Source organism: Motilibacter rhizosphaerae (assembly GCF_004216915.1).
Lineage (GTDB): Bacteria > Actinomycetota > Actinomycetes > Motilibacterales > Motilibacteraceae > Motilibacter > Motilibacter rhizosphaerae.
In genome coordinates, this window is sequence record NZ_SGXD01000003.1 from 539,331 (window position 1) to 564,220 (window position 24,890).

20 protein-coding genes are annotated in these 24,890 nt (G+C 76.7%); 9 read left to right on the forward strand and 11 right to left on the reverse strand.

Annotation, left to right across the window (positions count from 1 at the left end; all coding sequences use genetic code 11):
* The first annotated feature begins 44 nt into the window (after positions 1 to 44).
* Positions 45 to 2,894 carry a helix-turn-helix transcriptional regulator gene (locus EV189_RS20990; protein WP_165400287.1) on the forward strand — a complete coding sequence of 950 codons (2,850 nt, stop codon included), beginning with the start codon at positions 45 to 47 and terminating at the stop codon, positions 2,892 to 2,894.
* A gap of 3 nt (positions 2,895 to 2,897) precedes the next feature.
* On the opposite strand, the gene EV189_RS13340 is transcribed toward EV189_RS20990, so the two are convergent.
* The 3 genes from EV189_RS13340 to ychF all read right to left on the reverse strand — a co-directional run bounded on the left by EV189_RS13340 (position 2,898) and on the right by ychF (position 7,818).
* Positions 2,898 to 4,796, reverse strand: coding sequence for a hypothetical protein (locus EV189_RS13340; protein WP_130493420.1), 1,899 nt, complete (start codon positions 4,794 to 4,796; stop codon positions 2,898 to 2,900).
* On the reverse strand, positions 4,793 to 6,628 hold the full coding sequence (locus EV189_RS13345) for a TolB-like translocation protein (RefSeq protein ID WP_130493421.1): 1,836 nt from the start codon (positions 6,626 to 6,628) through the stop codon (positions 4,793 to 4,795). Before EV189_RS13345 ends, EV189_RS13340 begins: the two co-directional genes overlap by 4 nt.
* Before the next feature lie 116 nt (positions 6,629 to 6,744).
* Positions 6,745 to 7,818, reverse strand: a complete 1,074-nt coding sequence (gene ychF, locus EV189_RS13350) for a redox-regulated ATPase YchF (RefSeq protein WP_130493422.1) — start codon at positions 7,816 to 7,818, stop codon at positions 6,745 to 6,747.
* A 263-nt stretch (positions 7,819 to 8,081) separates the two neighbouring features.
* On the opposite strand from ychF, the gene EV189_RS13355 reads away from it, so the two are divergent.
* Both EV189_RS13355 and EV189_RS13360 read left to right on the forward strand, forming a co-directional pair.
* Positions 8,082 to 9,281, forward strand: coding sequence for a DNA recombination protein RmuC (locus EV189_RS13355; protein WP_130493423.1), 1,200 nt, complete (start codon positions 8,082 to 8,084; stop codon positions 9,279 to 9,281).
* 51 nt (positions 9,282 to 9,332) lie between these two features.
* Positions 9,333 to 9,884 (forward strand): DUF6542 domain-containing protein, encoded by a 552-nt coding sequence (locus EV189_RS13360; protein ID WP_130493424.1) that lies wholly within the window; start codon positions 9,333 to 9,335, stop codon positions 9,882 to 9,884.
* Here the strand turns inward: EV189_RS13360 and EV189_RS13365 are convergent.
* The gene (locus EV189_RS13365) at positions 9,865 to 10,842 is read right to left on the reverse strand and encodes a 4-hydroxy-3-methylbut-2-enyl diphosphate reductase (RefSeq protein ID WP_130493425.1); all 978 of its coding nucleotides are present in this window, start codon (positions 10,840 to 10,842) and stop codon (positions 9,865 to 9,867) included. The two genes, EV189_RS13360 and EV189_RS13365, sit on opposite strands and share 20 nt — an antisense overlap.
* 31 nt (positions 10,843 to 10,873) lie before the next feature.
* Here EV189_RS13365 and xseA point away from each other — a divergent pair, with 31 nt between their 5' ends.
* The 3 genes from xseA to EV189_RS13380 all read left to right on the forward strand — a co-directional run bounded on the left by xseA (position 10,874) and on the right by EV189_RS13380 (position 15,916).
* Positions 10,874 to 12,115, forward strand: a complete 1,242-nt coding sequence (gene xseA, locus EV189_RS13370; protein WP_130493426.1) for an exodeoxyribonuclease VII large subunit — start codon at positions 10,874 to 10,876, stop codon at positions 12,113 to 12,115.
* Positions 12,116 to 12,246: 131 nt separating this feature from the next.
* Positions 12,247 to 15,675 (forward strand): ATP-binding protein, encoded by a 3,429-nt coding sequence (locus EV189_RS13375; RefSeq protein WP_130493427.1) that lies wholly within the window; start codon positions 12,247 to 12,249, stop codon positions 15,673 to 15,675.
* Complete coding sequence (locus tag EV189_RS13380; RefSeq protein WP_130493428.1) at positions 15,668 to 15,916, forward strand: exodeoxyribonuclease VII small subunit; 249 nt, start codon at positions 15,668 to 15,670, stop codon at positions 15,914 to 15,916. The genes EV189_RS13375 and EV189_RS13380 overlap by 8 nt, the downstream gene beginning before the upstream one ends.
* A 4-nt stretch (positions 15,917 to 15,920) precedes the next feature.
* On the opposite strand, the gene EV189_RS13385 is transcribed toward EV189_RS13380, so the two are convergent.
* Positions 15,921 to 16,496 (reverse strand): DUF4245 domain-containing protein, encoded by a 576-nt coding sequence (locus EV189_RS13385; protein ID WP_165400288.1) that lies wholly within the window; start codon positions 16,494 to 16,496, stop codon positions 15,921 to 15,923.
* Positions 16,497 to 16,626: 130 nt separating this feature from the next.
* Between EV189_RS13385 and glpX the strand changes: the two genes are divergently transcribed.
* Both glpX and EV189_RS13395 read left to right on the forward strand, forming a co-directional pair.
* A complete protein-coding gene (gene glpX / locus EV189_RS13390; RefSeq protein ID WP_130493430.1) occupies positions 16,627 to 17,661 on the forward strand; it encodes a class II fructose-bisphosphatase in 1,035 nt (344 codons plus the stop codon).
* A gap of 23 nt (positions 17,662 to 17,684) precedes the next feature.
* Complete coding sequence (locus EV189_RS13395) at positions 17,685 to 18,614, forward strand: carbohydrate kinase family protein (RefSeq protein WP_130493431.1); 930 nt, start codon at positions 17,685 to 17,687, stop codon at positions 18,612 to 18,614.
* Between the two features lie 24 nt (positions 18,615 to 18,638).
* Here the strand turns inward: EV189_RS13395 and EV189_RS13400 are convergent, their stop codons facing one another.
* Both EV189_RS13400 and EV189_RS20240 read right to left on the reverse strand, forming a co-directional pair.
* A complete protein-coding gene (locus EV189_RS13400) occupies positions 18,639 to 19,079 on the reverse strand; it encodes a nitroreductase family deazaflavin-dependent oxidoreductase (RefSeq protein ID WP_130493432.1) in 441 nt (146 codons plus the stop codon).
* Positions 19,080 to 19,173: 94 nt separating this feature from the next.
* Positions 19,174 to 19,314 (reverse strand): hypothetical protein, encoded by a 141-nt coding sequence (locus tag EV189_RS20240; RefSeq protein ID WP_165400289.1) that lies wholly within the window; start codon positions 19,312 to 19,314, stop codon positions 19,174 to 19,176.
* Positions 19,315 to 19,549: 235 nt separating this feature from the next.
* On the opposite strand from EV189_RS20240, the gene EV189_RS13405 reads away from it, so the two are divergent.
* Positions 19,550 to 20,959: a class II fumarate hydratase gene (locus EV189_RS13405; protein ID WP_130493433.1), complete on the forward strand. Its 1,410-nt coding sequence runs from the start codon at positions 19,550 to 19,552 to the stop codon at positions 20,957 to 20,959.
* 429 nt (positions 20,960 to 21,388) lie between these two features.
* Here EV189_RS13405 and EV189_RS13410 read toward each other — a convergent pair whose 3' ends face one another.
* The 4 genes from EV189_RS13410 to EV189_RS20245 form a co-directional block, all read right to left on the reverse strand.
* The gene (locus EV189_RS13410; protein WP_130493434.1) at positions 21,389 to 22,732 is read right to left on the reverse strand and encodes a PhoH family protein; all 1,344 of its coding nucleotides are present in this window, start codon (positions 22,730 to 22,732) and stop codon (positions 21,389 to 21,391) included.
* Positions 22,733 to 23,022: 290 nt separating this feature from the next.
* A complete protein-coding gene (locus tag EV189_RS13415; protein WP_130493435.1) occupies positions 23,023 to 23,784 on the reverse strand; it encodes an isoprenyl transferase in 762 nt (253 codons plus the stop codon).
* A gap of 172 nt (positions 23,785 to 23,956) precedes the next feature.
* Positions 23,957 to 24,520 (reverse strand): flavin reductase family protein, encoded by a 564-nt coding sequence (locus tag EV189_RS13420; protein WP_165400290.1) that lies wholly within the window; start codon positions 24,518 to 24,520, stop codon positions 23,957 to 23,959.
* A complete protein-coding gene (locus EV189_RS20245) occupies positions 24,517 to 24,687 on the reverse strand; it encodes a hypothetical protein (RefSeq protein WP_165400291.1) in 171 nt (56 codons plus the stop codon). The genes EV189_RS13420 and EV189_RS20245 overlap by 4 nt, the downstream gene beginning before the upstream one ends.
* Positions 24,688 to 24,890 lie beyond the last annotated feature (203 nt).

Consider the following 24,890-nt stretch of genomic DNA (forward strand, 5'->3'; position numbering starts at 1 on the left):
GCGGCCCCGGGCGGGTCGACCAGCAGGACGGGCAGAATGGCGCCGTGGCTGCTCCGGGGCAGGGCGAGCTCGTCGGCCGGGCGGCGGACCTCGCCCGCGTCGAGGAGCTGCTCGGCGTGCCCGCCCCCGCCGGCCGGGGCGTGCTGCTCGCGGGCGACGCCGGCGTCGGCAAGACCCGCCTGGCGGACGAGCTGCGGGCGCGCGCGGGCGACGCGGGCTGGCGCGTGCTCGTCGGGCACTGCCTCGACTTCGGGGGCGACTCGCTGCCCCACCTGCCCTTCGCCGAGATCGTCGGCGCCGCCGCTGACGACGTGCCGGGCGCCGTCGCCGCCGTGCAGGAGCAGCACCCCGCGCTCGTCGCCCTCCTGCCGGGCGACAGCGGCGGCCGGGCCCCGTCGCGCCCCGAGCTCGTCGACGCGGTCTGGGCGCTGCTGCGCCGGCTCGGCGCCGAGCGCCCCGTCCTCCTCGTCGTGGAGGACGCGCACTGGGCCGACGCCTCCACCCGCGGCCTTCTCGGCCACCTGCTGGCCCGGCTGCCGGGCTCCCCCGTCTCGGTGCTGGTCACCTACCGCGCGGAGGACCTCCACCGCCGCCACCCGCTGCGCGCCGACGTGCCCACCTGGGCGCGGTTGGCGGGGGTGTCGCGCACCGCGCTCGCCCCGCTCGGCAGCGAGGACGTGCGCCGGCTGGTCCAGGCGCTGCGCACCGGCCTGCCCGACGGCGTGGTCGAGCGGATCGTCGAGCGCGCCGAGGGCAACGCGTTCTTCACCGAGGAGCTCGTCGCCGCGGCCGGCAGCGGGGAGCGCGCCCTCTCGGCCGACCTGGCGGACCTGCTGCTGCTGCGGCTCGACGCGCTGTCGGCACCGGCCCGTACCCTCTTGCGGACGCTGGCCGTCGGCGGCCGGGAGACCTCGCACGCGCTGCTCGAGGTGGTCGCCGAGCTGCCCGACGGCGAGCTCGACGCGGCAGCGCGCGAGGCCGTCGACGCGCACGTGCTGACGGCGGGCGCGGACACGTACGCCTTCCGCCACGCGCTGCTCGCCGAGGCGGTCTACGACGACCTGCTGCCGGGCGAGCGGGTGCGCTGGCACCGCAGGTACGCCGCCGCGCTCGCCGGCGCCACCCGTCCCGGCAGCGCCGCGGAGCTGGCCCGGCACGCCTCCGCAGCCCACGACACCGCCACCGCCCTCCCGGCGAGCGTGCGCGCGGGCGACGAGGCGGCCGGGGTCGGCGGCTTCGCGGAGGCGCTGCTGCACTACGAGCACGCGCTGGAGCTGCTGGCCGAGGGCGGCGACGCCGACCCCGCCGGCGAGCAGCTGGACCTCGTCGTCCGCGCGGCGGCCGCCGCGGTCTCGGCCGGGGAGCTCCACCGCGGCGTCGTCCTGCTGCGCGACCTGCTCGCCCGGCTGCCCGAGGACGCGGACCCCGCCCGCCGCACCCTCGTCGTCGTCGAGCTCGCCGCGGCGCTGCTGCTGGTCGACGGCGTCGCCGACCCCGTGGAGCTCACGAGCACGGCGCTGGAGCGCGCGCCGGACGACCTGCCCGGCGAGCTGCGCGCCCGGCTGCTCGCCCTCCACGCGCGCGGGTGGCTCGGCCGCGGGCGCCAGGAGGACGCTGCGGACTGGGCGCTGCGGGCGGTGGAGCTCGCGACCGAGCTCGAGCTCCCCGCCGTCCTCGTCGACGCGCGCACGACGCTCGCCCGCCTGCAGTTCGCCACCGCCGGCGGCGAGGCCGAGGCGGGCCTGCTGACGAGCACGGCAGCCGCCCGCGCAGCCGGTGACGTCGGCACCGAGCTGCGCGGCGGGTTCAGCCTCGGGACGCTGCACTACGAGCAGGGCCGGCTGGCCCAGGCGCAGCAGGACCTCTCGACGATCACGGCGCGGGCCGTGGAGGCGCACCAGCCGTGGGCGCCGTACGCCATCAGCAGCCGCGTGCTCGCCGCGCTCGTCGCGTACGTGCGCGGCGAGTGGGAGGAGGCCGGGCGGCTGGTCTCCCTCGAGGGCGAGCAGGCGCCGCCGCTGCCGCAGGCCGTGCTCGCCGCGGCCGGGCTCTACCTGCTCGCCGGGCGCGGCGACGACGGCAGCGCAGCAGGGCGGCTGTCCGAGCTGCGCCGCTGGTGGGACCACGACAGCCTGCTCGCGCTCAACTGCACGGCCGCCGGCATCGACCTGCTCGGCGACCGGGGCGAGCTCGAGGCGGCGGCCGCGCTGCACGGCGACGGCGTACGCGTCCTCCGGGCCGCCTGGGCCGACGAGCACCCCGGCGCGCTGGTCCGGCTGAGCGCGCTGCTGCTCGGCCAGTACGCGACGGCGGGCGTCGCGCTCACGCCCGCGGCGGCACTGGTGGCGGACGCGGAGCTCGCGGTCGCCGCCGCGACGCGCACCGGTCCGGAGGCACGGGCGTGGCTGGCCCGGGTGCACGCCGAGCACCTGCGGCTGCAGCACGCCACCGGCGGACCGGTGTCCGCCGACGAGCTGGTCGCCGCCTGGGAGGAGGCGGCCTCCCGCTCCGCGGAGTTCGGGCACGTCTTCGAGACGGCCCGGTCGCAGGCGCGGCTCGCCGCGGTGCTGCGCGCGACCGGCCGGGGCGGGGCCGAGCAGGCGGCAGCGGCCGAAGCGGTCGCCGCGCGGCTCGGCGCAGCGCCCCTGCTGCGGGAGGTCGCCGCCCTCGGGTTCCGGAGCGCGCCGTCGGCGGAGCTGCTCACCGCCCGCGAGCGCGAGGTGCTCGAGCTGGTCGCCCAGGGCCTGAGCAACCGCGAGGTCGGCCAGCGGCTGTTCATCAGCGCGAAGACCGTGAGCGTCCACCTGTCCAACGTCATGGCCAAGCTCGGCGCCGCCAGCCGGACCGAGGCGGTGTTCCGCGCGCAGCGGGCGGGGTTGCTGGCACCGGGGTGACGGCTACTCCGGTCCAAGGCCGCTCGTCACCCCTGTCCCCGCGAAGGCGTCGACGACGACGAGGGGCCGCCCGGCGGTGCCGAGGGCCACGACCCGCAGCGTGTGGTCGCCCGGGCCTGTCCGCAGGGTGGCCGACCAGAGGTGGGCGCGCTCGACGAGCGCCGGCGCCTGCGTGTCGACGACCGCCACCCGCTTCCCGTCGAGCTCGACCGCGAGCTCGCCGTGGTCGGGCCCCTGCTCGCCGATGACGTAGAGCGTCAGGGGGTCGGCGGATCCCACGAAGGCGACCCCGCTGCGCAGGGCGGCTCCCGGCTCCGTCGTCCCGCTGAGCGAGCCGCCCCACGCACCCGCGTCCGCCACCCTCGTCCAGCGTCCGGTGAAGCTGCCGTCGGCCTGGTCCGTCTCGGCAGCGAGCGAGGTGCGCGCGACCGCGGTGGCGTTCCCGAAGGGGTCGAAGGCCGTGATGGAGTACGTGCCGCCGACGCCCGGACCGTAGGCGGACGTGGCCAGCGCGGTCTCGCTGCCGCTGTACGCCCAGCGGCCGTCGGACACGAGGTAGTGCGTGCCGGCGGGTGCTCCTGGGGACCTCCAGGAGAGGGGACCGAGGACTCCGGGTCCGGCATCGCTGGGCACGACCACCCCCGTCGCGCGGGGCCGCGACAGGGCGACCACGTGCGCCGTCAGCGGGCCGTGGGCGCGGCCGCTCCTGTCGACCGCCCACAGGACGTACGTCGCGCGCGAACCCGCGACGAGCGGGTCGACCAGTCGTCGCGCACCGTGCGGGAGCCGCAGGGCCGTGCCGCGGCCGGCGGCGACGTCGCCCGGGTAGCGCACCAGTCGGGCGCGCGAGCCGGCGGGCAGAGCGGGCCACCCGACGGCGACGCCCCCGAGGGCCTGGGTGACGGCAAGGCCGGCGGGCGCCTGCGGGTCACGAGGCCTCCCGGGCGCCACCGCGAGGGCGGACACCGACTGCTGGCCCGGCCGGAGCAGGGTCGTCGTCCGCGCAGGACCCGTGACCGGCACACGGACCAGCCCGGTCAGCGCGCTGAGGGCGGGGTCGGGGCCGGGGGCGCCGGTCGTCGCGTAGACGGCCTCCCCGTCACGGGAGAAGGCCAGCAGCGGCCGCGCGGTCGGCTGGCTCGGGACCGCGACGGGCGTCCGCCGCAGCGGCCTCCCCTCCGCGTCGAACGCGACCAGGTGCCCCGCGGAGTCCTCCACGGCGACCCGCGTGCCGTCGGGGGACGCCGCCACCGCGGCAGGCTCCCCTACCAGCGAGCCCAGCTCCTTCGGGCTGACCAGGGTCGTGAGGCGACCCGCGGCCCACCGCCGGACCCCGTCAGCGGCGGAGGCGAGGAGGACGGTGCCCGGCCTCGAGGGGTCGACGGCCACGGGTCCGGAAGCGTCGGCGATGCGTCTCGCGGCCGCGGCCGCGCCGGGCCTCCAGAGCAGGTACTCGTCGGTGCCCGCGCTCTGCGCCGACCGCAGGACCAGCGTCCTCCCGTCGGTCGACTCCGCCGCCAGGAGGGCGGGGTGGCCCCTGCCGGGGAAGGGGTAGCTCCGCTCGCGGGTGCCGTCGGTGCTCCGGACCCCCACCCACGTCTGGTCGTCGCGCGTCGTGGTGGCCGTGGTGCTGCCGTCTGCCGCGAGCAGCACGTCCTGCGCGTACGGCACCTGTGCCAGCCACTCGCGGTAGCCCGGGCGGTCGCTCGCCACGGCGCTCAGGCTGACGGCGGCGGCCGCGGACGGACCCGCCGGCGAGAGCGGCATCCCGCTCGGCGGTGCGGTGAGGAGCAGGACGCGGTCCACCGACGGCGTCGCCGCTCCCGCGCGGGCAGAGGCGGGCAGCGCGGGTGGGGCGAGGACCGCGGCCAGGGCGACGACGAGCCCGAGCGGGCGGTTCATGCGGAGGCTCCCAGCGCGTCGACAGCCACGAGTCCGTCCCCGACCACCACGACCCGGACGCGGTGGGAGCGCGCATCGACGACCCCGGTCCACAGGTGCTGCCGGACGGCGGCGCGAGCGGCCCGCGTGGAGACCGTGGCCGTGCGCCTGCCGTCGACGAGTACCTGCAGCGAACCCTGCCGCGGGCCCGTGTCGCCGACGAGCCACAACCGCCGCTCGCCCCGGGCACCGGCCGCCGTGCCGCGGACGAGGAACGTCAGCGCGGCGCCCCGGCTCGCGCTGGTGCTCAGCGTGGACGCCCAACGGTCGGCGGGCGACGAGCGCCTCCACCGGCCCGTACGGACGCCCGTGTCGTCGTCGAGGGGGCCCGTGGCCACCACGGGGACGGGGCTCGTGCGGTTGGAGTAGGCGTCGCACGCGACGACCGGCGAGGTGTCCCGCTGGCCCGGGCCCACCCCTGCCGGCAGCGGACCGTAGCCGGGCAGCCCCCACCCGCCCGCGCAGGAGGGCGGGGCCACGCCGTCGGGCAGCAGCTGTCCCACGGCGGCCGGCGGTCCGCTGGTCGGCCTGAAGCGGAGGACGTACCTCCCTGTGGCCGAGACGTCCGACACGACGGTGGGCACGATCGGGCTCAGGGGGTCGGTCGCGGTGGCCGTGCGCACAGCGGCTCCCCTCGGCGCGCCCGAGTCGTCCAGGGCGGTGACGAGCCAGGTGTAGGTGCGCCCGGGGACGACGCTGTCGACGACGCTCGCCGCCCCGGCAGCCAGCGGGACCCGCGTCGCTGGTCCGGCAGCGCGCTCCCCGTCGTAGCGCTGGAGCGTGAAGGCCGCAGCGCCCGGCGTCGCGTACCAGGACAGGGCGACCTCCCGCCCCCGCAGCTGCAGGGCGAGCCGGACGGGCCGCACCGTGTCCACCGGCTGCCCCGGCACTGCCCGCACGAGCCTGGGCCAGGAGCTGCCGACGGGGGCGAGCACCTGCGACTCGGTGCTCCCCTCGAGGTCGTACCGGCGCACCTGCCCCCGGTCGACGCCGTAGAGCCACCGCGAGTCGCGGGAGAAGACGGGCGACGCAGCGCCGGACCAGCGCAGGACCTCACCCGTGACGAGGGACTGCACCGGACCGCCGTCGAAGGCGATCCTGCGAGCGTCGGGCGATACGGCGACCCCCGGCGACCACGAGGGGCCGGCCTTGCTGGTCGCGTCGGAGAACCGCGCGGTCCCGGGCACGAGGGTCACCGGCGCCTGACCGGGCTGCAGCAGGTACGCAGCGTCGGAGACCGGGGTCTGCTGCAGGCTCCCCGTGGCGACGACGCGGTCGGCGGTGCCCGGGGCGAAGACCATCCCGGGGCGCAGGCCCAGCGCAGCCGCCCGGTCGGTGGGGACCAGGGGCTGCGGGTCGCCACCGGCTCCGGCGGCGAGCAGGTACGCGCCGTCGACGACGGCGCGCGGGTCGGGGGCCTGCACGAGCAGCAGCGTCGAGCCGTCCGCCGACCAGTCGGCGACGGTCACGGGGTCCTCGCCAGGGAGGGTCGCGACGAGCGCCGGGTCCTCGCCGTCCGGACCGGCGAGCCCCACCTGCCACGCGCCGGCTCGACGGGCGACGTACGCCTGCCTGCCGCCGTCGGGCGACGGCAGCGCGCCCGCTGGGCCACGGGTGAGGACGGCGCGGTCGTCCTGGGCGTCCGCGGGGGCGCGGTAGCTCACGGAGTCGCACCCGTCGCAGGCGGAGGTCTGGACCACCAGGTCCTCAGCGGGCGGCGCCGGCAGCGGGAAGCGGCCGTCGTCGGCGTGCGCCGGGCCGGTCGGCGCGAGCACGGTCAACGCGAGTGCCACGAGCAGAGTCCGGTGCATCGTCCCCCCAGGCGTGCTGGGGCCCCCTGGCCCCGGTGACCTGAGGAGACGCTTGATCACCCGGAAGGTTCAGTGGGTGCCCGCCCTCGCCGCTCCGGCTAGACGTTGAAGCGGAACTCCACCACGTCGCCGTCGGCCATGACGTAGTCCTTGCCCTCGATGCGCACCCGCCCGCGCGAGCGCGCCTCGGCCATCGTGCCGGCGGCGACGAGGTCGTCGAACGAGACGACCTCGGCCTTGATGAACCCGCGCTGGAAGTCCGTGTGGATCACACCCGCAGCCTCGGGGGCCGTGGCGCCCTTGCGGATCGTCCAGGCGCGCGCCTCCTTCGGGCCCGCCGTGAGGTACGTCTGCAGCCCGAGCGTCTCGAAGCCGACGCGGGCCAGCAGGTCGAGCCCGGACTCCTCCTGGCCGCTGGACTGCAGCAGCTCGAGGGCCTCCTCCGGCGAGAGCTCGACGAGCTCGGCCTCGAGCTTCGCGTCGAGGAAGACGGCCTCCGCCGGCGCGACGAGCTCCTGGAGCCGGGCCTTGAGGTCGGCGTCGCCGAGCTCCTCGTCGTCGAGGTTGAAGACGTAGAGGAACGGCTTGGCCGTCAGCAGGTGCAGCTCGCGCAGCGGCTCGCGGTCGATGCCGCTCGCGAACACCGTCTGCCCGGCGTCAAGCACCTCGCGCGCCTTCTCCACCGCGGCGACGACGGCCTGCTTGTCCTTCTGCATCCGCGCCTCCTTCTGCAGGCGCGGCAGGGCGTTCTCGATCGTCTGCAGGTCGGCGAGGATGAGCTCGGTGTTGATGGTCTCCAGGTCGGCCTGCGGCTCGACCTTGCCGTCGACGTGGATGACGTCGGGGTCGGTGAAGACCCTGATGACCTGGCAGATCGCGTCCGCCTCGCGGATGTTCGCGAGGAACTTGTTGCCCAGCCCCTGGCCCTCGCTCGCGCCCTTCACGATGCCCGCGATGTCGACGAAGCTCACCGTCGCGGGGATCGTCTTCGCGCTGGAGAAGAGCTCGGCGAGCGTGCCCAGCCGGGGGTCCGGGACGCCGACGACGCCGACGTTGGGCTCGATGGTGGCGAACGGGTAGTTCGCGGCGAGCACGTCGTTGCGGGTGAGGGCGTTGAAGAGCGTCGACTTGCCGACGTTGGGCAGACCGACGATGCCGATGGTGAGAGCCACGACGGGACAGTCTAGGGACCTGGTGCGCCGCGGCCCGACCAGCGCGTACGGCGGCCCGACCAGTGACGAACGGGCGGCCCGACCACCAGCGCCGCGCACCAGACCGCACGAGGCGTGCGCCATCCCCACGAGATCTCGTGGGGGTCGCGGTCATCCCGTGCGGTCGGGCGGGCAGTCGATCGGGCAGCCCGATCAACGTCGCACGAGCACCGACCGCGCGCCGCCTCCCCCGCACTGTCGGTGCCTCCCGGCACCCTGGGCCCATGGGTCCCAGCGGTGTCCTCCTGCTCCTGCTCGGCACGGCGCTCGGCCTCGCCACGGGCGTGGGCCTCGGGCTGCTGCTCGGCGCCCGCCGCGGGCTGACGCCCGACGCCCTCGACGCGCGCGACCGGCGGCTGCTCGAGCTCGCCGACGCGCGCTTCCGGGAGGCGGCGGCGGTCGGCGGCAGCAGGGTGGGCGAGCAGCAGCGCCAGGTGGCCGACCTGGTCACGCCGGTGCACGAGGCGCTCGGCCGCATGGAGGCCCACCTGCGCCAGCTCGAGACCCAGCGCGCCGCCGCCCACGCCGGGCTGGTCGAGCAGGTCGTGGGGGTGCAGCGGGCGTCCGAGCGGCTGCGGGCGGAGACGGCGGCGCTGTCGGGGGCGCTGCGCAGCCCCAACGCGCGCGGCCGCTGGGGCGAGATGCAGCTGCGGCGCGTGGTCGAGCTGGCCGGCATGCTCGCGCACTGCGACTTCGACGAGCAGGTCGTGCTGGCGACGCCGCACGGCACGGTCCGGCCCGACCTCGTCGTGCGGCTCGCCGGGGGCCGCGCCGTCGCCGTCGACGCGAAGGTGCCGCTGACGGCGTACCTCGAGGCGCTCGAGCGCCCCGACGGGTCCGACCGCACCGACGGGCTGCGCCGGCACGCCCGCGCCCTCCGCGCCCACGTCGACGCGCTCGCCGCGCGCGACTACTGGGCGGGGCTCCAGCCGGGTCCCGAGCTCGTGGTGCTCTTCGTGCCGGGAGAGGCGTTCCTCGCCCCGGCCCTCGAGCACGACCCCGCGCTGCTCGACGACGCGCTCGGGCGCGGTGTCGTCATCGCCACGCCCACGACGCTGCTCACGCTGCTGCGGACCGTCGCCTTCGGCTGGCAGCAGGCGTCGCTCGCGGAGGGGGCGCGGGAGGTGGTGGCGACGGGGCGCGAGCTGCACCGGCGCCTGGGGCGCCTCGGCGGTCACGTCGACAAGCTCGGCCGCTCGCTGGGCCGCGCGGTGGAGGACTACAACGCGACCGTCGGCTCGTTCGAGCGCTCGGTCGTCCCGGCGACCCGCACGCTGGCCGCGCTCGCGGTCTCGGAGGCGGCCGCCGAGCGGACCGTCCCCCCGGTCCCGCTCGAGGTCGTGCCGCGGCCCGTCACCGCCGAGCTCCCGGAGGAGGGGGCGCCGCAGCACGACCGCGACGAGGCGCACGACGGCGCCGCCTGACGCCCGGCGTGGCAGCCCGGCCGGGCGCGGCCCGCTGGCTACCGTCGGGGAGTGCCGCTCTTCCCCGACCCCGACGCAGGACTGCCCGCCTCCGGAGCCGGGCTGCTGCTCAGCACGGCGGCGTTCCTCGGCGGCCTCGTCGACGTGGCGCTCACCGGCTCGCTCGGCTGGGGCTTCGGCACGGCCTTCGTCGTGGGGTCCGGGGCGCTCGGCCTGCGGCTGGCGGGCCGCGACCTGGTGTTCGCGGCGATCCTCCCGCCGCTCGCGTACGCCGTGGCGGCCTTCCTCTGCGTCCCGCTGACCGCGGCGGCGCACGAGAGCCGCTTCCCGCTGGGCCTCGCCCTCGCGCTCGGCGGGGCGCTGGGCACCGGGGCGCCGCTGCTGCTGCTCGCGCTCGCCGCGGGCTGCGGCGCGGCCGGGACCCGGTGGGCGCTCGAGCGGCGCGCGGCGCCCGCGCCCGTCCTCGTCCCGCTGCAGGGTGGCGCGGAGGAGGCAGCCGACGAAGCCGGCGAGCAGGGCGGCAGTGCGTCCGAGCAGCCGACGGACGACGCCGCCGGCGACGCGGCGGAGCAGGAGCCCCAGGTCAGCCGGCGGCCTGCCTAGCGGCCTTGAGGTCGCGGCGCAGCTCCACGGGCAGGGCGAACAGCAGGCTCTCCTCGGCGGAGACGACCTCCTCGGTCTCGGCGTAGCCGCGCTCCGCGAGCCAGCCGAGCACGTCGCGCACCAGCACCTCGGGCACCGAGGCCCCGCTGGTGAGCCCCACGGTGCTGACGCCGTCGAGCCACTCGTCGCGCAGCTCGTCGGCGCCGTCGACGAGGTAGGACGTGCGCGCCCCCGACTCCAGCGCGACCTCGACGAGGCGCACGGAGTTGGAGGAGTTGCGGGAGCCGACGACGATGACGAGCTCGCACTGCGCGGAGATCTGCTTCACGGCGGTCTGGCGGTTCTGCGTGGCGTAGCAGATGTCGTCGCTCGGGGGGTCCATGAGCAGCGGCAGCCGCGCGCGCAGCCGGCGCACGGTCTCCTGCGTCTCGTCCACCGACAGCGTGGTCTGGGAGAGCCAGGCGACGCGGGACGGGTCGCGCACCTCGATCTCGTCCGCCGCCTCCGGACCGTCGACGAGCGTGATGTGCGCCGGCGCCTCGCCGGTCGTGCCGACGACCTCCTCGTGGCCCTCGTGGCCGATGAGCAGGATGTCGTAGTCCTCCGCGGCGAAGCGGCGCGCCTCGAGGTGGACCTTCGTGACCAGCGGGCAGGTGGCGTCGATGGCCTTGAGCCCGCGCTGGCGGGCCTCCTCGTGCACGCTCGGCGCCACGCCGTGCGCGGAGAAGACGACCGTGGAGCCCTCGGGGACCTCCTCGGTCTCCTCGACGAACACCGCGCCCTTGGCCTCCAGCGACTGCACGACGTAGGTGTTGTGCACGATCTGCTTGCGGACGTAGACCGGCGGGCCGTACAGCTCGAGCGCCTTCTCCACCGTCACCACGGCGCGGTCGACCCCGGCGCAGTAGCCGCGCGGAGCGGCGAGCAGGACGCGCTTGGCCGGAGCGGGAGACGTCATGGCTCCATGGTAGGTCGCGCATACTCGGCGGGTGCCACTCGAGACGAGCCCGGAGACCCCGGTCCCGGTGCGCACGGTGAGCAACCTGCTGGCGGGGTGGATCGGCCGGCTCGGCGCCGTCTGGGTCGAGGGCCAGGTCACCCAGTGCACGCGGCGGCCCGGCACCCGTACCGCGTTCATCACCCTGCGCGACACCGCCGCCGACATGTCGCTGAGCGTCACTGTGCCCGCGGACCTGCTCGACGCCCTCGCCCCGCCGCTGCGCGAGGGCACCCAGGTCGTCGTGCACGCCCGCCCGAGCTTCTGGCCCGAGCGCGGCTCGCTGTCGATGCGCGCCGACGACGTGCGCCCGGTCGGCGTCGGCGCGCTGCTCGCGCGGCTCGAGGAGCTCAAGCGCGTCCTCGCGGCCGAGGGGCTGTTCGACCGCGAGCGGAAGAAGCCGCTGCCGTTCCTCCCCCACGTCGTCGGGCTCGTCTGCGGACGCGCGAGCGCGGCCGAGCGCGACGTCGTGGAGAACGCCCGCCGCCGCTGGCCGGCCGTGCAGTTCCGCATCGAGGAGGTCGCGGTCCAGGGGCCGAGCGCGGTGACGGAGGTCGTGGACGCGCTGCGCCGCCTCGACCGCGACCGCGAGGTCGACGTCATCGTCCTCACCCGCGGCGGAGGCTCGGTCGAGGACCTGCTCCCCTTCAGCAACGAGGCCATGGTCCGCGCGGTCGCGCAGGCCGCCACCCCCGTGGTCAGTGCCATCGGCCACGAGGTCGACGCCCCGCTGGTGGACCTCGCCGCTGACGTCCGGGCGTCCACGCCGACCGACGCCGCGCGCTGCGTCGTCCCCGACCTCGCCGAGGAGCTCGCCGGCCTGCGTACGCTGCGCGACCGCTCGCGCCGCGCCGTCGTCGCCCGCGTGGCGCGCGAGCAGGCCCGCGTGGACGCCCTGCGGTCGCGGCCGGTGCTCGCGGCGCCGCACCGGCTGCTGGACGAGCAGGCCGCCCGCGTCGGTGCCGACCGCGAGCGCGCGCGCACGCTGCTGCGCCACCGGCTCGAGCGGGCCGGCGACGACGTGCGCCACGCCCGCGCCCGCGTCACGGCGCTCTCGCCCGCCGCCACCCTCGCGCGCGGGTACGCCGTGGTGCAGACCGCCGCCGGCGTCGTCGTGCGCGACCCCGCCGACGCGCCCGGCGGCACGGCGCTGCGGCTCCGGCTCGCCGAGGGCGAGCTCGCCGCCGTGAGCGGGGCACGGCCCCCCGCCCGCCGCGGCCGGTCCGGGCCCTAGTCCCGCGGGCGGGGCCGGTCCTGGCGCGCGGGGAGGCGCGGCCGACGGGCGCCGCTCCCGGGCCGGTCGGGCCCGAGGCGGAGTTCCGCAGTGCGCCCGCGCGAGCCCTCCGTCCTCCGTACGCTGTGCCGGTGCCGGACCCCTCTCCCGCGCCTGCCGCCGACGCGCAGCTGCTGGACGTCCCGGCGCTGGAGGTGCCCGCCGTCGACGTGCTGGGCCCGCTGCGCGTGCGGCGGGGGACCGCGCAGCTGGAGGCGGGGCCGCCGAAGCAGCGCGCCCTGCTGGCCGCGCTCGCCCTGCACTGCAGCCGACCCGTCGACACGGATGCGCTCGCCGAGCTGGTCTGGGCCGGGCGGCCCCCGCGGGACGCGGTCGCGTCGCTGCACGCGTACGTCGCCCGCCTGCGCCAGCTGCTCGAACCCGGCCGTGCCTCGCGCGCGCGCCCCGAGCTGCTCCTCCGCTCCGGCGCCGGCTACCAGCTGCAGCTGCCCGACGGTGCGGTGGACGCGCACCGGTTCGCCCGCACGGTGCTCGCCGTGCACGCGGAGACCACCGGCCTGCTCGGGGACGGCGTGCCCGCGCCCGTCCACCCGGCCGCCCGGACGCGGGCGGCGGAGCTGCTCGAGCAGGTCGAGGAGGCACGAGCGGCGTGGCGCGGCGCCGCGTACGTCGAGCTGGGGGACGGGCTCACGGTCGCCTCGGAGCGCGTGCGCCTGGAGGAGCTCCGGCTCGTCGCGCTCGAGGACGCCGCCGCCCTGCGCCTCGCGCTCGGCCAGCCCGCCCCCGTCGTGACCGGGCTCGCGGCCGCCCTGCAGGAGCACCCGCTGCGCGAGCGGCTGTGGCTGCTCCGCGTCGCCGCGCTCGCGCGCTCCCAGCGCCAGGCGGACGCCCTCGCCGAGCTGCGCGAGGTCCGTCGCCTGCTCCGCGACGAGCTGGGCATCGACCCCGGGCCCGCGCTGGTGGAGCTCGAGGCCGCGGTGCTCCGCCAGGAGCAGCCCCCGGCGGTCACCCCAGCTCCGGCTCCGCCTGCGCGCACCGGGCTCATCGGGCGGCAGCGCGAGCTCCGGGCGCTCGACGGGCTGCTCGCGGCCGGGCAGGGGTGCGCCGCGCTGGTCGGCGAGCCCGGCATCGGCAAGAGCCGTCTGGCCTCGGCGTTCGCCGAGCGCGCGACGGCCGCGGGCTGGACCGTCCTGCTGGGGCGCTGCGCCGAGGACGAGGGGGCTCCCCCGCTCTGGCCGTGGACGGGCGTGCTGCGCGGCCTCGCCGGCCACGTCGAGCTCGAGGGGCTCGCCGAGGTCGCCGGCATCGACGCGGCGGTCCTGCCCGGGCTCGGCTCCCCCGCCGAGGGTGGCGGGAGCGACCGCTTCCGGACGTACGACGCGGTGGCGCGGCTGCTGCGCGCGGCGGCCGCCCGGCTGCCGCTGCTCGTCGTCCTCGAGGACCTGCACTGGGCCGACGCGTCCTCGCTGCGGCTCCTGCGCTACCTGCTCGACACCACCGAGCCGGCCCGCCTGGTCGTGCTGGTCACGCGGCGCGCCCGCCCGCAGCCGACGGGAGCGCTCGCCGAGGTCGGCGAGGCGCTGGCCCGCGCGTCGGCGCTCCGGGTCGAGCTGGCCGGCCTCACCGAGGAGGAGACCGCCGAGCTCGTCCGCCGCTCGACGGGCCGCGAGCCCGCTGGCGGGGAGGCAGCCGCGCTGCGCGACCGCGCCGACGGCAACCCCTTCTTCCTCGAGGAGCTGCTGCGGCTGGGCGCCGGCGACCCCGCCGTCGTCCCGCAGGGCGTGGGGGAGGTCGTGCGCCGCCGGGTCGACCAGCTGCCGGAGGGCACGCGGCAGGCGCTCGGGGTCGCGGCGGTCGTCGGGCGCTCGTACGCCGTGCCGCTCGTCGCCGCCGCGGGCGGTCGGGACGAGGACGACGTGCTCGGTGCCCTCGCCCCCGCCGCCGCGGTGGGCCTCGTGGTGGAGGAGGCCGCGGAGCAGTTCCGCTTCTCCCACGCCCTGGTCCGCGACGCCGTCTACGACGCGCTGCCGGCGACCTCCCGGGCGCGGACCCACGCCGCCGTCGCCCGGGCGCTCGAGGAGCAGGACGGCCACGAGGGCCTCGAGGGGGAGCGGGTCGTCGGGCCGCGCTCGGCCGAGGTCGCGTGGCACTGGCTGCACGCGGGCCCCCGGCACGCCCGCCGGGCCTGGCGCGCGGCGGTCGAGGCGGGCCGCTACGCCACGGCGCTGCACGCGTACGAGGAGGCGGCCCGGCTGCTCGACGACGCGCTCGCGGCGCAGGCCCTCGACCCCGCCTCGACGCCGGCCGAGCGCTGGGAGCTGCGCATGGCGCAGGCCGAGGCCCTGCGCTGGGCCGGGGACCTGCGGGGGCTCGGCGCGGCGCTGCACGCGGCGCTGGACGCCGCGCGCCTCCTCCCCGGGCCCGAGCCGCTGACCCGCGCGGCGCTGGTGGCGGCCGAGACCTCGCTGTGGCTGCCGCGGCCGTACGGCGAGGTCGACCCGGTCACCGTCGCGGCCCTCGAGGAGGCCCTCGAGCGCCTGCCGCCCGAGGACGGACCGCTGCGCGCACGGGTGCTCCTGGCGCTGGCCGCGGAAGTGCACTACGCCCCCGGCGGCCGGCAGCGGCGCGAGTCGCTCGCGGCGGAGGGGCTCCGCCTCGCCCGCCGGGACGGTGACGAGGCCGCCCTCGCCCGTGCCTGCCAGCTCGCCGCCGGCGCGACCTGGTGGGCCGGCAACGCGCTCGAGCGCATCGCCCTGCTCACCGAGGCGCTCGTCCTCGCCCCCGCGGTCGGCGACGAGGCGTGGCTGACCGCCGCGCTGCTGCAGCGGGCCTCCGCCGCCGCCGAGGCCGGGTACGTCGCCGACCACGACCGCGACGTCGCGGCCGCCCGCCGCCACGCCGAGCGGCTGGGCTCGCCGTACCTCCTCGCCGTCCTCGGCACGCTGGGGACGGGCTGGCTCGCGATGCGCGGACGCGCCGACGACGCCCGCGAGCTCGCCGGGCGCACCATGCGCACGGTGATCACCGCCGACGTCCCCTACCGCGGCGAGGTCCTCGTCAGCACGACGGCCGCGCTGTCCTTCTGGAGCGGCGGCCCCGTCGACCCCGGTCCCCTGGTCGAGGCCGTCCCGCCCGGCTCGCCGCTGCAGTCCGCCGTCCTGCTGGCCCTGCTGCGCGCCGGCGACCTCCCCGCAGCGCGGGCCCACCTCGCGGAGGAACCGCTCCCCCTCGAGCGCGAGGACTTCATCGCCTCGGTCCAGGCGGCCGCCGCGGCCGAGGCCGGCTGGCGGCTCGGCCTGCCCGACCTGGCCGAGCGCGGGCGCCGGCTGCTGGCGGACCTGTCCGGGGGCACGGTCAGCGCCGGCAGCGGGGTGCAGCTCGGTCCCGTCGACGCGTACCTCGCCATGGCGGCGGCCGCCGTCGGCGACGACGACAGCGCCTCGCGCCTCAGCGCCGCGGCCCTGCGCTCCTGCGCCGCGTGGGGCACCACCGCGGTCGCGGACTGGGTCGAGGGGCTCGGGCTGCAGCGGCGCCGGACCCTAGAGTGGCGCGGTGGCTGACGAGACGGGAGACGAGCCGCTCGGCTACGAGCAGGCGCGCGACGAGCTGGCCGAGGTGGTGCGCCGGCTCGAGGCCGGCGGCGGCACGCTCGAGGAGGCCCTGGCGCTGTGGGAGCGCGGGGAGCAGCTCGCCCGGGTGTGCGAGGAGTGGCTCGAGGGCGCGCGGCGCCGGCTCGACGAGGCCGTGCAGACGGAGGCGACCGGGACCCGCGGGACCCCGGGGCCAGGCGACCGGGCCTAGCGGCTCAGCCCGCCGCCAGCGCCCCGGACCGCCCCCGCAGCGCGGCGGCGACGAGCTCGAGCTCGGACCAGCTGGCGGTCCCGCCGACGACGACCGCGGCGTCCGGCCCGCTGCCGAGCAGCTGCAGCGAGGAGCTCCAGAGCGCGCGGTGGTCGCGCAGCGGCGAGTACGTCCGCACCCACGTCCGCGACCCGGCGGTGACGACGCCCTGGCCGCCGCCGTGCTCGGTCATCTCTCCCACGAAGGGCCCGACCGGCCGGTCGGACTGGTCCACCGAGGCCACCGCCTCGCTGGGCGCGGCCAGCTGGAGGTGCCAGTGGAACCGCCCGTCGTGGTGGTCGAGGCGGACGCCCGTCACGCGCCAGCCGGCCGGCAGGCCGACGGGGGCGAGCACGTCGAAGGGCGCGTCGTGGCGGGCGCGCGCGAGGGCGCCGGCGTACGGCACGGAGGTCGCGGGGCTCGCCGACTCGCGCGGGAGGACGAGCACCGAGACGGTCACGACCGCGAGCACGCCGAGCAGCGAGCGCACGCGCGGGCCGCGCCGCCACGGGGCGTCGACGGCCGTCGTGCTCGTGCTCACCCGCCCATCGTCCCGCACGCCGCCGGAGCCCCGGCACCCGGAGGACGGCCGCCGCTGTCGGGGGCGGCAACTACGATGCGCGTACGCCGGATGATCACGGCGCCAGCACCCCCGAGCGCGAGGAGCACCGATGGCCGTCGGAGCGGACGTCCCGCCCGTCCTGCGCGTGGGGTCCGAGGCCCCCGACCGCAACCTCGCCCTGGAGCTGGTGCGCGTGACCGAGGCCGCGGCGCTCGCCGCCGGCCGCTGGGTGGGCCGCGGCGACAAGAACGGCGCCGACGGGGTGGCGGTCAACGCCATGCGCCAGCTCATCACCACGGTGAGCATGAAGGGCACCGTCGTCATCGGCGAGGGCGAGAAGGACGACGCCCCCATGCTGTTCAACGGCGAGGTCGTCGGCTCGGGCGACGGGCCTGAGTGCGACGTCGCGGTGGACCCGATCGACGGCACGACGCTGTGCGCCAAGGGCATGGACAACGCGGTGTCCGTGCTCGCCGTCGCCGAGCGCGGGGCGATGTTCGACCCCTCGGCGGTGTTCTACATGGAGAAGCTCGCCGTCGGTCCCGAGGCCGTGGACGTCGTCGACATCACCGCGCCGATCCGCGCCAACATCAAGTGGGTGGCGAAGGCCAAGGGCGGGCGCCCCGAGGACGTCACCGTCGTCATCCTCGACCGGCCGCGCCACCAGCAGCTCATCGCCGACGTCCGCGCGACCGGCGCGCGCATCAAGTTCATCTCCGACGGCGACGTCGCCGGCGCGATCATGGCCGCGCGCGAGGGCACCGGCGTCGACCTGCTGCTCGGCATCGGCGGGACGCCGGAGGGGATCATCGCGGCCTGCGCGCTGAAGTGCCTCGGCGGCGAGATCCAGGGCCGGCTCTGGCCGCGCGACGACGCCGAGCGGGAGCGCGCGCTCGCGGCGGGCCACGACCTCGACCGCGTCCTGCGCACCGACGACCTCGTGGGCGGCGACAACGTCTTCTTCGTGGCGACGGGCATCACCGACGGCGAGCTCGTCCGCGGCGTGCGCTACCAGCACGGCGCCGCGCACACGCACTCCATCGTCATGCGCTCGAAGTCCGGCACGATCCGCAGCATCAAGTCCGAGCACCAGCTCTCCAAGCTGCGGGCCTACTCCTCCATCGACTTCGACCACGCGCGCTGAGCCGCGAGCACCGGGAGACCACCGTGATCACCGTCGTGGGCGAGTCCCTCATCGACGTCGTGCGCCGCACGGACGGCAGCGCCAGCGAGCACCTCGGCGGCAGCCCCTTCAACGTGGCCGTCGGGCTCGCCCGGCAGGGCGCCGAGGTGGCGCTCGCGACCCGCGTCGGCCCCGACGCGCGCGGCCAGGCGCTGCTCGACCACGCGAAGGCCGAGGGCGTGACGCTGCTGGGCGAGCCCGCCGGGCTGCCCCGCACCAGCACGGCGACGGCGACGCTCGACCCCGAGGGCGTGGCGTCGTACGAGTTCGACCTCGAGTGGGACCTGCCGGCGCTGCCCGTGCCCCCTGGCACCAGCGCCCTGCACACGGGCTCGCTGGGGCTGACCATCGAGCCCGGGGCCTCGGTCGTGCTCGCCGCGATGCGCGAGGCGCGCCGCGAGGTGGTGGTGTCCTACGACCCGAACGCCCGCCCCGGGCTGACGCCCGACGTGCCGGCGCTGGTGCGCCGCGTCGAGGAGGCCGCCTCGCTGTCGCACGTGGTCAAGGCCTCGGAGGAGGACTTCGCGTTCCTCTACCCCGACCAGGACTTCCGCGCGGCCGCCGCCCGGTGGCTGCGCGGTACGGGCACCCACCTCGTCGTCGTCACCCGCGGCGGCGACGGCGCGTGGGCCGCGACCCGGTCGGTCAGCGTCGACCTGCCGGCCCAGCCCACCGAGGTCGTCGACACCGTGGGCGCGGGCGACGCCTTCGAGGCCGGCCTGCTCGACGCGCTGCGCCGCGCGGGGCTGCTCACCATCGCCCGGATCGGCCAGCTCGACGCGCTCGACGAGGCCGCCCTGCTCGACCTCGTGCGGCAGGCCGCGACCGTCGGGTCGCTGACCTGCGAGCGGGCGGGTGCGAACCCGCCCACCCGCGCCGAGGTCGAGGCCCGGCTGCGCGCCCAGTCCGCCTAGCCCGGTCCGCCCAGTCCGGTCCGCCTAGCCCTCGACGGGCTCCAGCAGGAAGACCGGGATCTCCCGGTCGGTCTTCGTCTGGTACGCCGCGTAGTCCGGCCAGACCGCCACCGCGCGCTCCCACCACTCGGCGCGCTCGGCGCCCTCGGCGATGCGGGCGCGGTAGTCCTGGCGCGCCGGGCCGTCCTGCACCTCGACGAGGGGCTCGCCCACGAGGTTCCAGTACCACGTGGGGTGCTCGGGCGCGCCGCCCTTGGAGGCCACCGCCGCGTACGTCCCGGCGTGCTCGACGCGCATGAGCGGGTTCTTCCGCAGCTTGCCGCTCCGCGCCCCCCTGCTCGTCACGACGATGACGGGCACCCCGCGCAGGTCGCCCTTCTCCTGGCCCCCGGTCCGCTCGTAGGCCTCGACCTGGTCGCGGACCCACTGCTCGGGGCTCGGCTCGTACTCTCCGCTCAACGGCATGGCGCCGAGTCTGCCCCAGCGGGCAGGGGGACTCCCCCGCGACCCCCCTGCCCGCTGGGCCTGCTCCGCTCGCCGGGGCGGGCCGGGCCGAGGGCTACTTCGACCAGGAGCGGGACAGCGCCGAGACGGCGCCGGACGAGGCGTGGTCCGACCCTCCGCCCAGCAGGCCGGCGGTCCCCCCGCCGACGGCCGCCACCAGTGCCAGCGCCGCCGCGCCGCGCAGGACCTTGCTCATGTGGTTCCTCCCCCTGCGGCCGCCGGGTGCGGTCCGCCTGCTCCGAGGATGAGCGCTGGGTGAGAGGACGTCCACGCAGAGCAGCGAAGTGCACTCGTGCCGCGCAGTCGGAGGTCCCGGGCCGTACGCCTGCGCCGGGCCAGCGCCGGGTCAGCGCCGGGTCAGCGCCCTGTCCTCACCGGTCGGCCCTGGTCAGCGCGGGCGGTCCCCGGCGGATCTGGCACGATCGTCGGTCATGACGATCGAAGCGGACGGCGAGTACCGGGTCGAGCACGACTCCATGGGTGAGGTGCGGGTCCCGGCGGCGGCGAAGTGGCGGGCGCAGACGCAGCGCGCGGTCGAGAACTTCCCCGTCTCGGGGCAGCCCATCGAGCGGGCCCACATCGAGGCGCTCGCCCGCATCAAGGCGGCGGCCGCCAAGGTCAACGCCGAGCTCGGCATCCTCCAGCCGGACGTCGCGCAGGCCGTGCAGTCCGCGGCCGAGGAGGTCGCCCGTGGCGACTGGGACGCGCACTTCCCGATCGACGTGTTCCAGACCGGCTCCGGCACGTCGAGCAACATGAACACCAACGAGGTCATCGCGACGCTGGCGACCGAGCGGCTCGGCTCGCCGGTGCACCCCAACGACCACGTCAACGCCTCGCAGTCGTCCAACGACGTGTTCCCGTCCTCGATCCACATCGCGGCCACCAGCGCGGTCGTCAACGACCTCGTGCCGGCGCTGACCCACCTCGCCGAGGCGCTCGAGCGCAAGGCCGCGCAGTGGGCGACGACGGTCAAGTCGGGGCGCACGCACCTCATGGACGCGACGCCGGTCACGCTGGGGCAGGAGTTCGGCGGCTACGCCGCGCAGGTGCGGTTCGGCATCGAGCGGCTGCAGTCCTCGCTCCCCCGCGTCGCGGAGCTCCCGCTCGGCGGGACCGCGGTCGGGACGGGCATCAACACCCCCGCCGGCTTCGCCGCCCGCGTCATCGCCGAGGTCGCCTCCGCCACCGGTCTGCCGCTCACCGAGGCCCGCAACCACTTCGAGGCGCAGGGCGCACGCGACGGGCTGGTCGAGCTCTCCGGCCAGCTGCGCACGATCGCCGTCGGGCTCTACAAGGTGAGCAACGACGTGCGCTGGATGGGCTCCGGCCCGCGTACGGGCCTGACCGAGCTGTTCCTCCCCGACCTGCAGCCGGGCTCGTCGATCATGCCGGGCAAGGTCAACCCGGTCATCCCCGAGGCGCTGTGCATGGTCTGCGCGCAGGTCATCGGCAACGACGCGACAGTGGCCTTCGCGGGCTCCGCGGGCAACTTCGAGCTCAACGTCATGCTGCCCGTGCTCGCGCGCAACGTGCTCGAGTCGATCCGCCTGCTGGCGAACATCTCCCGGCTGTTCGCCGACCGCTGCGTCGAGGGCCTGGTGGCAAACGAGGAGCGCTGCAAGGAGTACGCCGAGTCCTCCCCGTCCGTCGTCACCCCGCTCAACCGGTGGATCGGCTACGAGGAGGCGGCGAAGGTCGCCAAGCAGTCGCTGGCCGAGCGCAAGACGATCCGCCAGGTCGTGCTCGACCGCGGCTACGTCGAGCAGGGCAAGCTCACGGTCGAGCAGCTCGACGCTGCGCTCGACGTGCTGTCGATGACGCACCCCTCGGAGGGCTGACCCGCCCTGGCCGGGCCCTCCCCGTGATCATGCACGTCCTGGGCTCACCCCCCACCCCGTGATCATGCACGTCCTGGGCTCACCCCCCTCCCCGTGATCATGCACGTCCTGGACCGCCCCCTCCCGGTGATCATGCACATGGTGGGTCCCAGGGCTGCGCGTGATCATGCACTCCTGGATGACCAGGATGTGCATGATCACCGCGGAGCAGGGGCGCGCTCCCGATCACGGCGCCGCGCTCGCGTCCGCCCACCCCGACTGCGCCGACCCCGTCCCTGGGCGTGATCATGCAGGTCCTGGAGCCAGGATCTGCATGATCACCGCGAGAGGGAGCCACGAGCTGCATGATCACCGCGGAGGGGGCGCCGGGTGTCCGTGATTACCGCGGAGGGGGCCCAGGATGTGCATGATCACGGGCGACGTGCGGGGCTAGCCCAGGGCGAGGTCCCCCAGCATCTCGGTGACCAGCGCGGCGATGGGCGAGCGCTCCGAGCGGGTCAGGGTCACGTGCGCGAACAGCGGGTGGCCCTTCAGCGCCTCGATCACGGAGGCGACGCCGTCGTGCCGGCCCACCCGCAGGTTGTCGCGCTGCGCCACGTCGTGGGTGAGCACGACGCGCGAGCCCTGGCCCACGCGGGAGAGCACGGTCAGCAGCACGTTGCGCTCGAGCGACTGCGCCTCGTCGACGATGACGAACGAGTCGTGCAGCGAGCGGCCGCGGATGTGCGTGAGCGGCAGCACCTCGAGCATCCCGCGGTCGAGCACCTCGTCGACGACGTCGGAGGACACCAGCGCACCGAGGGTGTCGAACACCGCCTGCGCCCAGGGCGTCATCTTCTCGGACTCCGAGCCCGGGAGGTAGCCGAGGTCCTGGCCACCCACGGCGTACAGCGGTCGGAAGATGACGACCCGCTTGTGCTGGCGGCGCTCCATCACGGCCTCGAGCCCGGCGCAGAGCGCGAGCGCGGACTTGCCCGTGCCGGCGTTGCCGCCGAGCGAGACGATGCCGACGTCAGGGTCGAGCAGCAGGTCGAGCGCGATGCGCTGCTCGGCGCTGCGGCCGTGCAGCCCGAACGCCTCGCGGTCGCCGCGGACGAGCCGGACCTGCTTGTCCGCCGTGACCCGGCCCAGCGCGCTGCCGCGGTCGCTGAGCAGCCGCAGGCCCGTGTGGCAGGGCAGGTCGCGCGCGGCGGGGAGGTCGGTCCGCTCGTCGGCGTACAGCGCGTCGAGCACGTCCGCGCTGACCTCGAGCTCGGTCATGCCGGTCCAGCCGGACTCGACGACCTGCCCGCTGGTGTACTCCTCGGCGACGAGGCCGACCGCCGAGGCCTTGACCCTCAGCGGCAGGTCCTTCGAGACGAGGACGACGTCGCGGCCCTCGGCGGCGAGGTTGCGGGCGACCGACAGGATCCGGGTGTCGTTGTCTCCCAGCTGGAACCCCGCGGGGAGCACGGAGGGGTCGCTGTGGTTGAGCTCGACGCGCAGCGTGCCGCCGTCCTCGCCGAGGGGGACGGGCTCGTCGAGCCGGCCGTGGACGATGCGCAGGTCGTCGAGCATGCGGAGCGCCTCGCGGGCGAACCACCCGAGCTCCGGGTGCGCCCGCTTGGCCTCGAGCTCGGTGATGACGACGAGCGGCAGGACGACCTCGTGCTCGTGGAAGCGCAGCGTGGCGCGCGGGTCGCTGAGCAGCACGCTGGTGTCGAGGACGTAGGTGCGTCGGCCGTCCGCGGGACGGCTCTGGACGGCAGGAGTCGCAGGAGTCGCTGGAACCACGGGACTCTCCCCACGGGCGCGCACCCCGCCCGATCTCAGCCAGCCGGCGGTGTGGTCCCGCTCGGCATCACGGCGCTCGACCGGGACCGGACCCGGGAGCCGGGTGCCGGCCCCCTCTCCCCACGACGGTCCCGCTGAGCGGGGCGCGATCGGCTGGGCAAGGCGGGCCTCCCGAGGCGGCGGGCCCGTGCCCGCCGTCGACTGCGAGCCTACGGTCCTGCCGGCGGCGCGCACGGCAGGCGCGCCTGGATGTCACGTGAACGGATGAAGGCGCTGCGGTTGCGGGAGTCTCAGCTGCCGAAGCGGCGCTGCCGGGCGGCGTACGCGCGCAGCGCTCGGAGGAAGTCGACGTAGCGGAAGTCCGGCCACAGCGCGTCGCAGAACCAGAACTCCGAGTGCGCGGTCTGCCACAGCAGGAACCCCGAGAGCCGTTGCTCCCCCGAGGTGCGGATGACGAGGTCGGGGTCGGGCTGACCACGGGTGTACAGGTGCTCGGCGATGTGCTGGACGTCGAGGGCCTCGGCGAGCTCCTCGATCGAGGTCCCCTTCGCGGCGTGCTCCTGCAGCAGCGAGCGCACCGCGTCGGCGATCTCGCGGCGCCCGCCGTAGCCCACCGCGACGTTGACGAGCAGACCGGGAGCACTGCCGCTCTCGCGCTCGGCGGCCGCCAGCAGCTCCGCGGTGTCGCGCGGCAGCAGCTCGAGGGCACCGACGTGGTGGACGCGCCAGCGCCCGTGGGCGGCGAGCTCGCGGACGACGTCCTCGATGATGCGCAGCAGCGGGCCGAGCTCGGCGGCGGGGCGGGTGAGGTTGTCGGTCGAGAGCAGCCACAGCGTGACGACCTCGACGCCGGCGTCCTCGCACCAGCCGAGCACCTCGGCGATCTTGTCGGCGCCGCGGCGGTGGCCGGCGTGCGGGTGCTCGCCCACGGACCTCGCCCAGCGCCGGTTGCCGTCGAGGATGATCCCGACGTGCTTCGGCACCCCGGTGGGGTCGAGCCGGCGCGCGACCCGGCGGGCGTACGCGCCGTAGGCGACGTCCCGCAGGCCCACGCGCGCTCCTTCCCCGTACGGCGGCGCCACCGTCAGGCGGCCGGCGTCGCACCCGTGTCGGGGCACCCTATCCCGCGGGCCGGGCGGCCCCCGCTGGTCCGCCGCAGCGCGGGACGTGCTGGTCGGACGCAGCGCGGGACGCGCTGGTCGGACGCAGCGCGGGACGCGCTGGTCAGACCCGGCGCAGCGCGGGCCGGCCGGCGGGGCCGGGCTGCGGCACGCCCAGCGGTGCGGTGGTCGCGAAGCGCCCGTCGCTGTGGACGAGCGGGCGCCCCGGGCGCCCGGGACGCAGCCCGGTCACGGCACCGATGACGAGCAGGTGGTCCCCGACGGGGATCTGCGTCGAGGTCGTGCACGACAGCCAGGCCAGCGCGCCGTCGACGCGCGGTCCGGCCGGCGAGCTCGTCCACGGCACGCCGGCGAAGGGCTCCCCTGCGCCCGAGCCGAAGCGGGCCGCGAGCGCGGCCTGCTCGGAGGCGAGCAGGTTGACGACGAACGTGTCGCTGGCCTCGATCGTGTCGATCAGCGGGGAGGACTCCGCGATGCAGAAGGAGACGAGCGCCGGCTCGAGCGACACGCTGGTGAACGACGCGACCGTCAGACCGACCGGACGGTCGTCCGCGAACGTGCTGACGACGACGACCCCCACGGCCTGGCGGCGCAGGGTCGCGCGGAGCAGGTCGGGCTGGGGAACGGGCTCGGGCAGCCGGGCCGGGGCGACGGGGACGGCGGTCACCGGGCACCGCCCTGGGCCTGCACGGAGGCGGCCGGGCGGCGGGCCGTGAAGAAGAACGGCTCGTGGAACGCGAGCTCGATCTCCGGGTACGCCGGGCGGAACGGCACCGGGGCCGGCGTGGCAGGGGTGGACGTGGCGCGCGGGTCGCGCGGTGCAGCGGTGGGCACAGGAGGCCTTTCGAGCCGGGAGGAAGCACCGGCGGCCCGTCAGGGGGTCAGCGCCGGGAGGGAGGACGGGGCGGTCCGCTGCAGAGCACTGCACGGGGGACCGGCATCTCGCGTCGCGGGCGCACGCCCGCACCTCTCACCGGCGACAACAGTTCGCGCTGGCCTGTCGACCGAGGTCGACGAACCGCCGGGTGACCAGGAGG

Excerpts from the sequence above, each read along its gene's own strand:
- EV189_RS13405 (WP_130493433.1), top strand. The coding sequence starts at position 19,550 with ATGACGATCGAAGCGGACGGCGAGTACCGGGTCGAGCACGACTCCATG.
- EV189_RS13355 (WP_130493423.1), top strand. The coding sequence starts at position 8,082 with ATGGGTCCCAGCGGTGTCCTCCTGCTCCTGCTCGGCACGGCGCTCGGC.
- glpX (WP_130493430.1), top strand. The coding sequence starts at position 16,627 with ATGGCCGTCGGAGCGGACGTCCCGCCCGTCCTGCGCGTGGGGTCCGAG.
- EV189_RS13365 (WP_130493425.1), bottom strand. The coding sequence starts at position 10,842 with ATGACGTCTCCCGCTCCGGCCAAGCGCGTCCTGCTCGCCGCTCCGCGC.
- EV189_RS20240 (WP_165400289.1), bottom strand. The coding sequence starts at position 19,314 with ATGAGCAAGGTCCTGCGCGGCGCGGCGGCGCTGGCACTGGTGGCGGCC.
- EV189_RS13400 (WP_130493432.1), bottom strand. The coding sequence starts at position 19,079 with ATGCCGTTGAGCGGAGAGTACGAGCCGAGCCCCGAGCAGTGGGTCCGC.
- EV189_RS13340 (WP_130493420.1), bottom strand. The coding sequence starts at position 4,796 with ATGAACCGCCCGCTCGGGCTCGTCGTCGCCCTGGCCGCGGTCCTCGCC.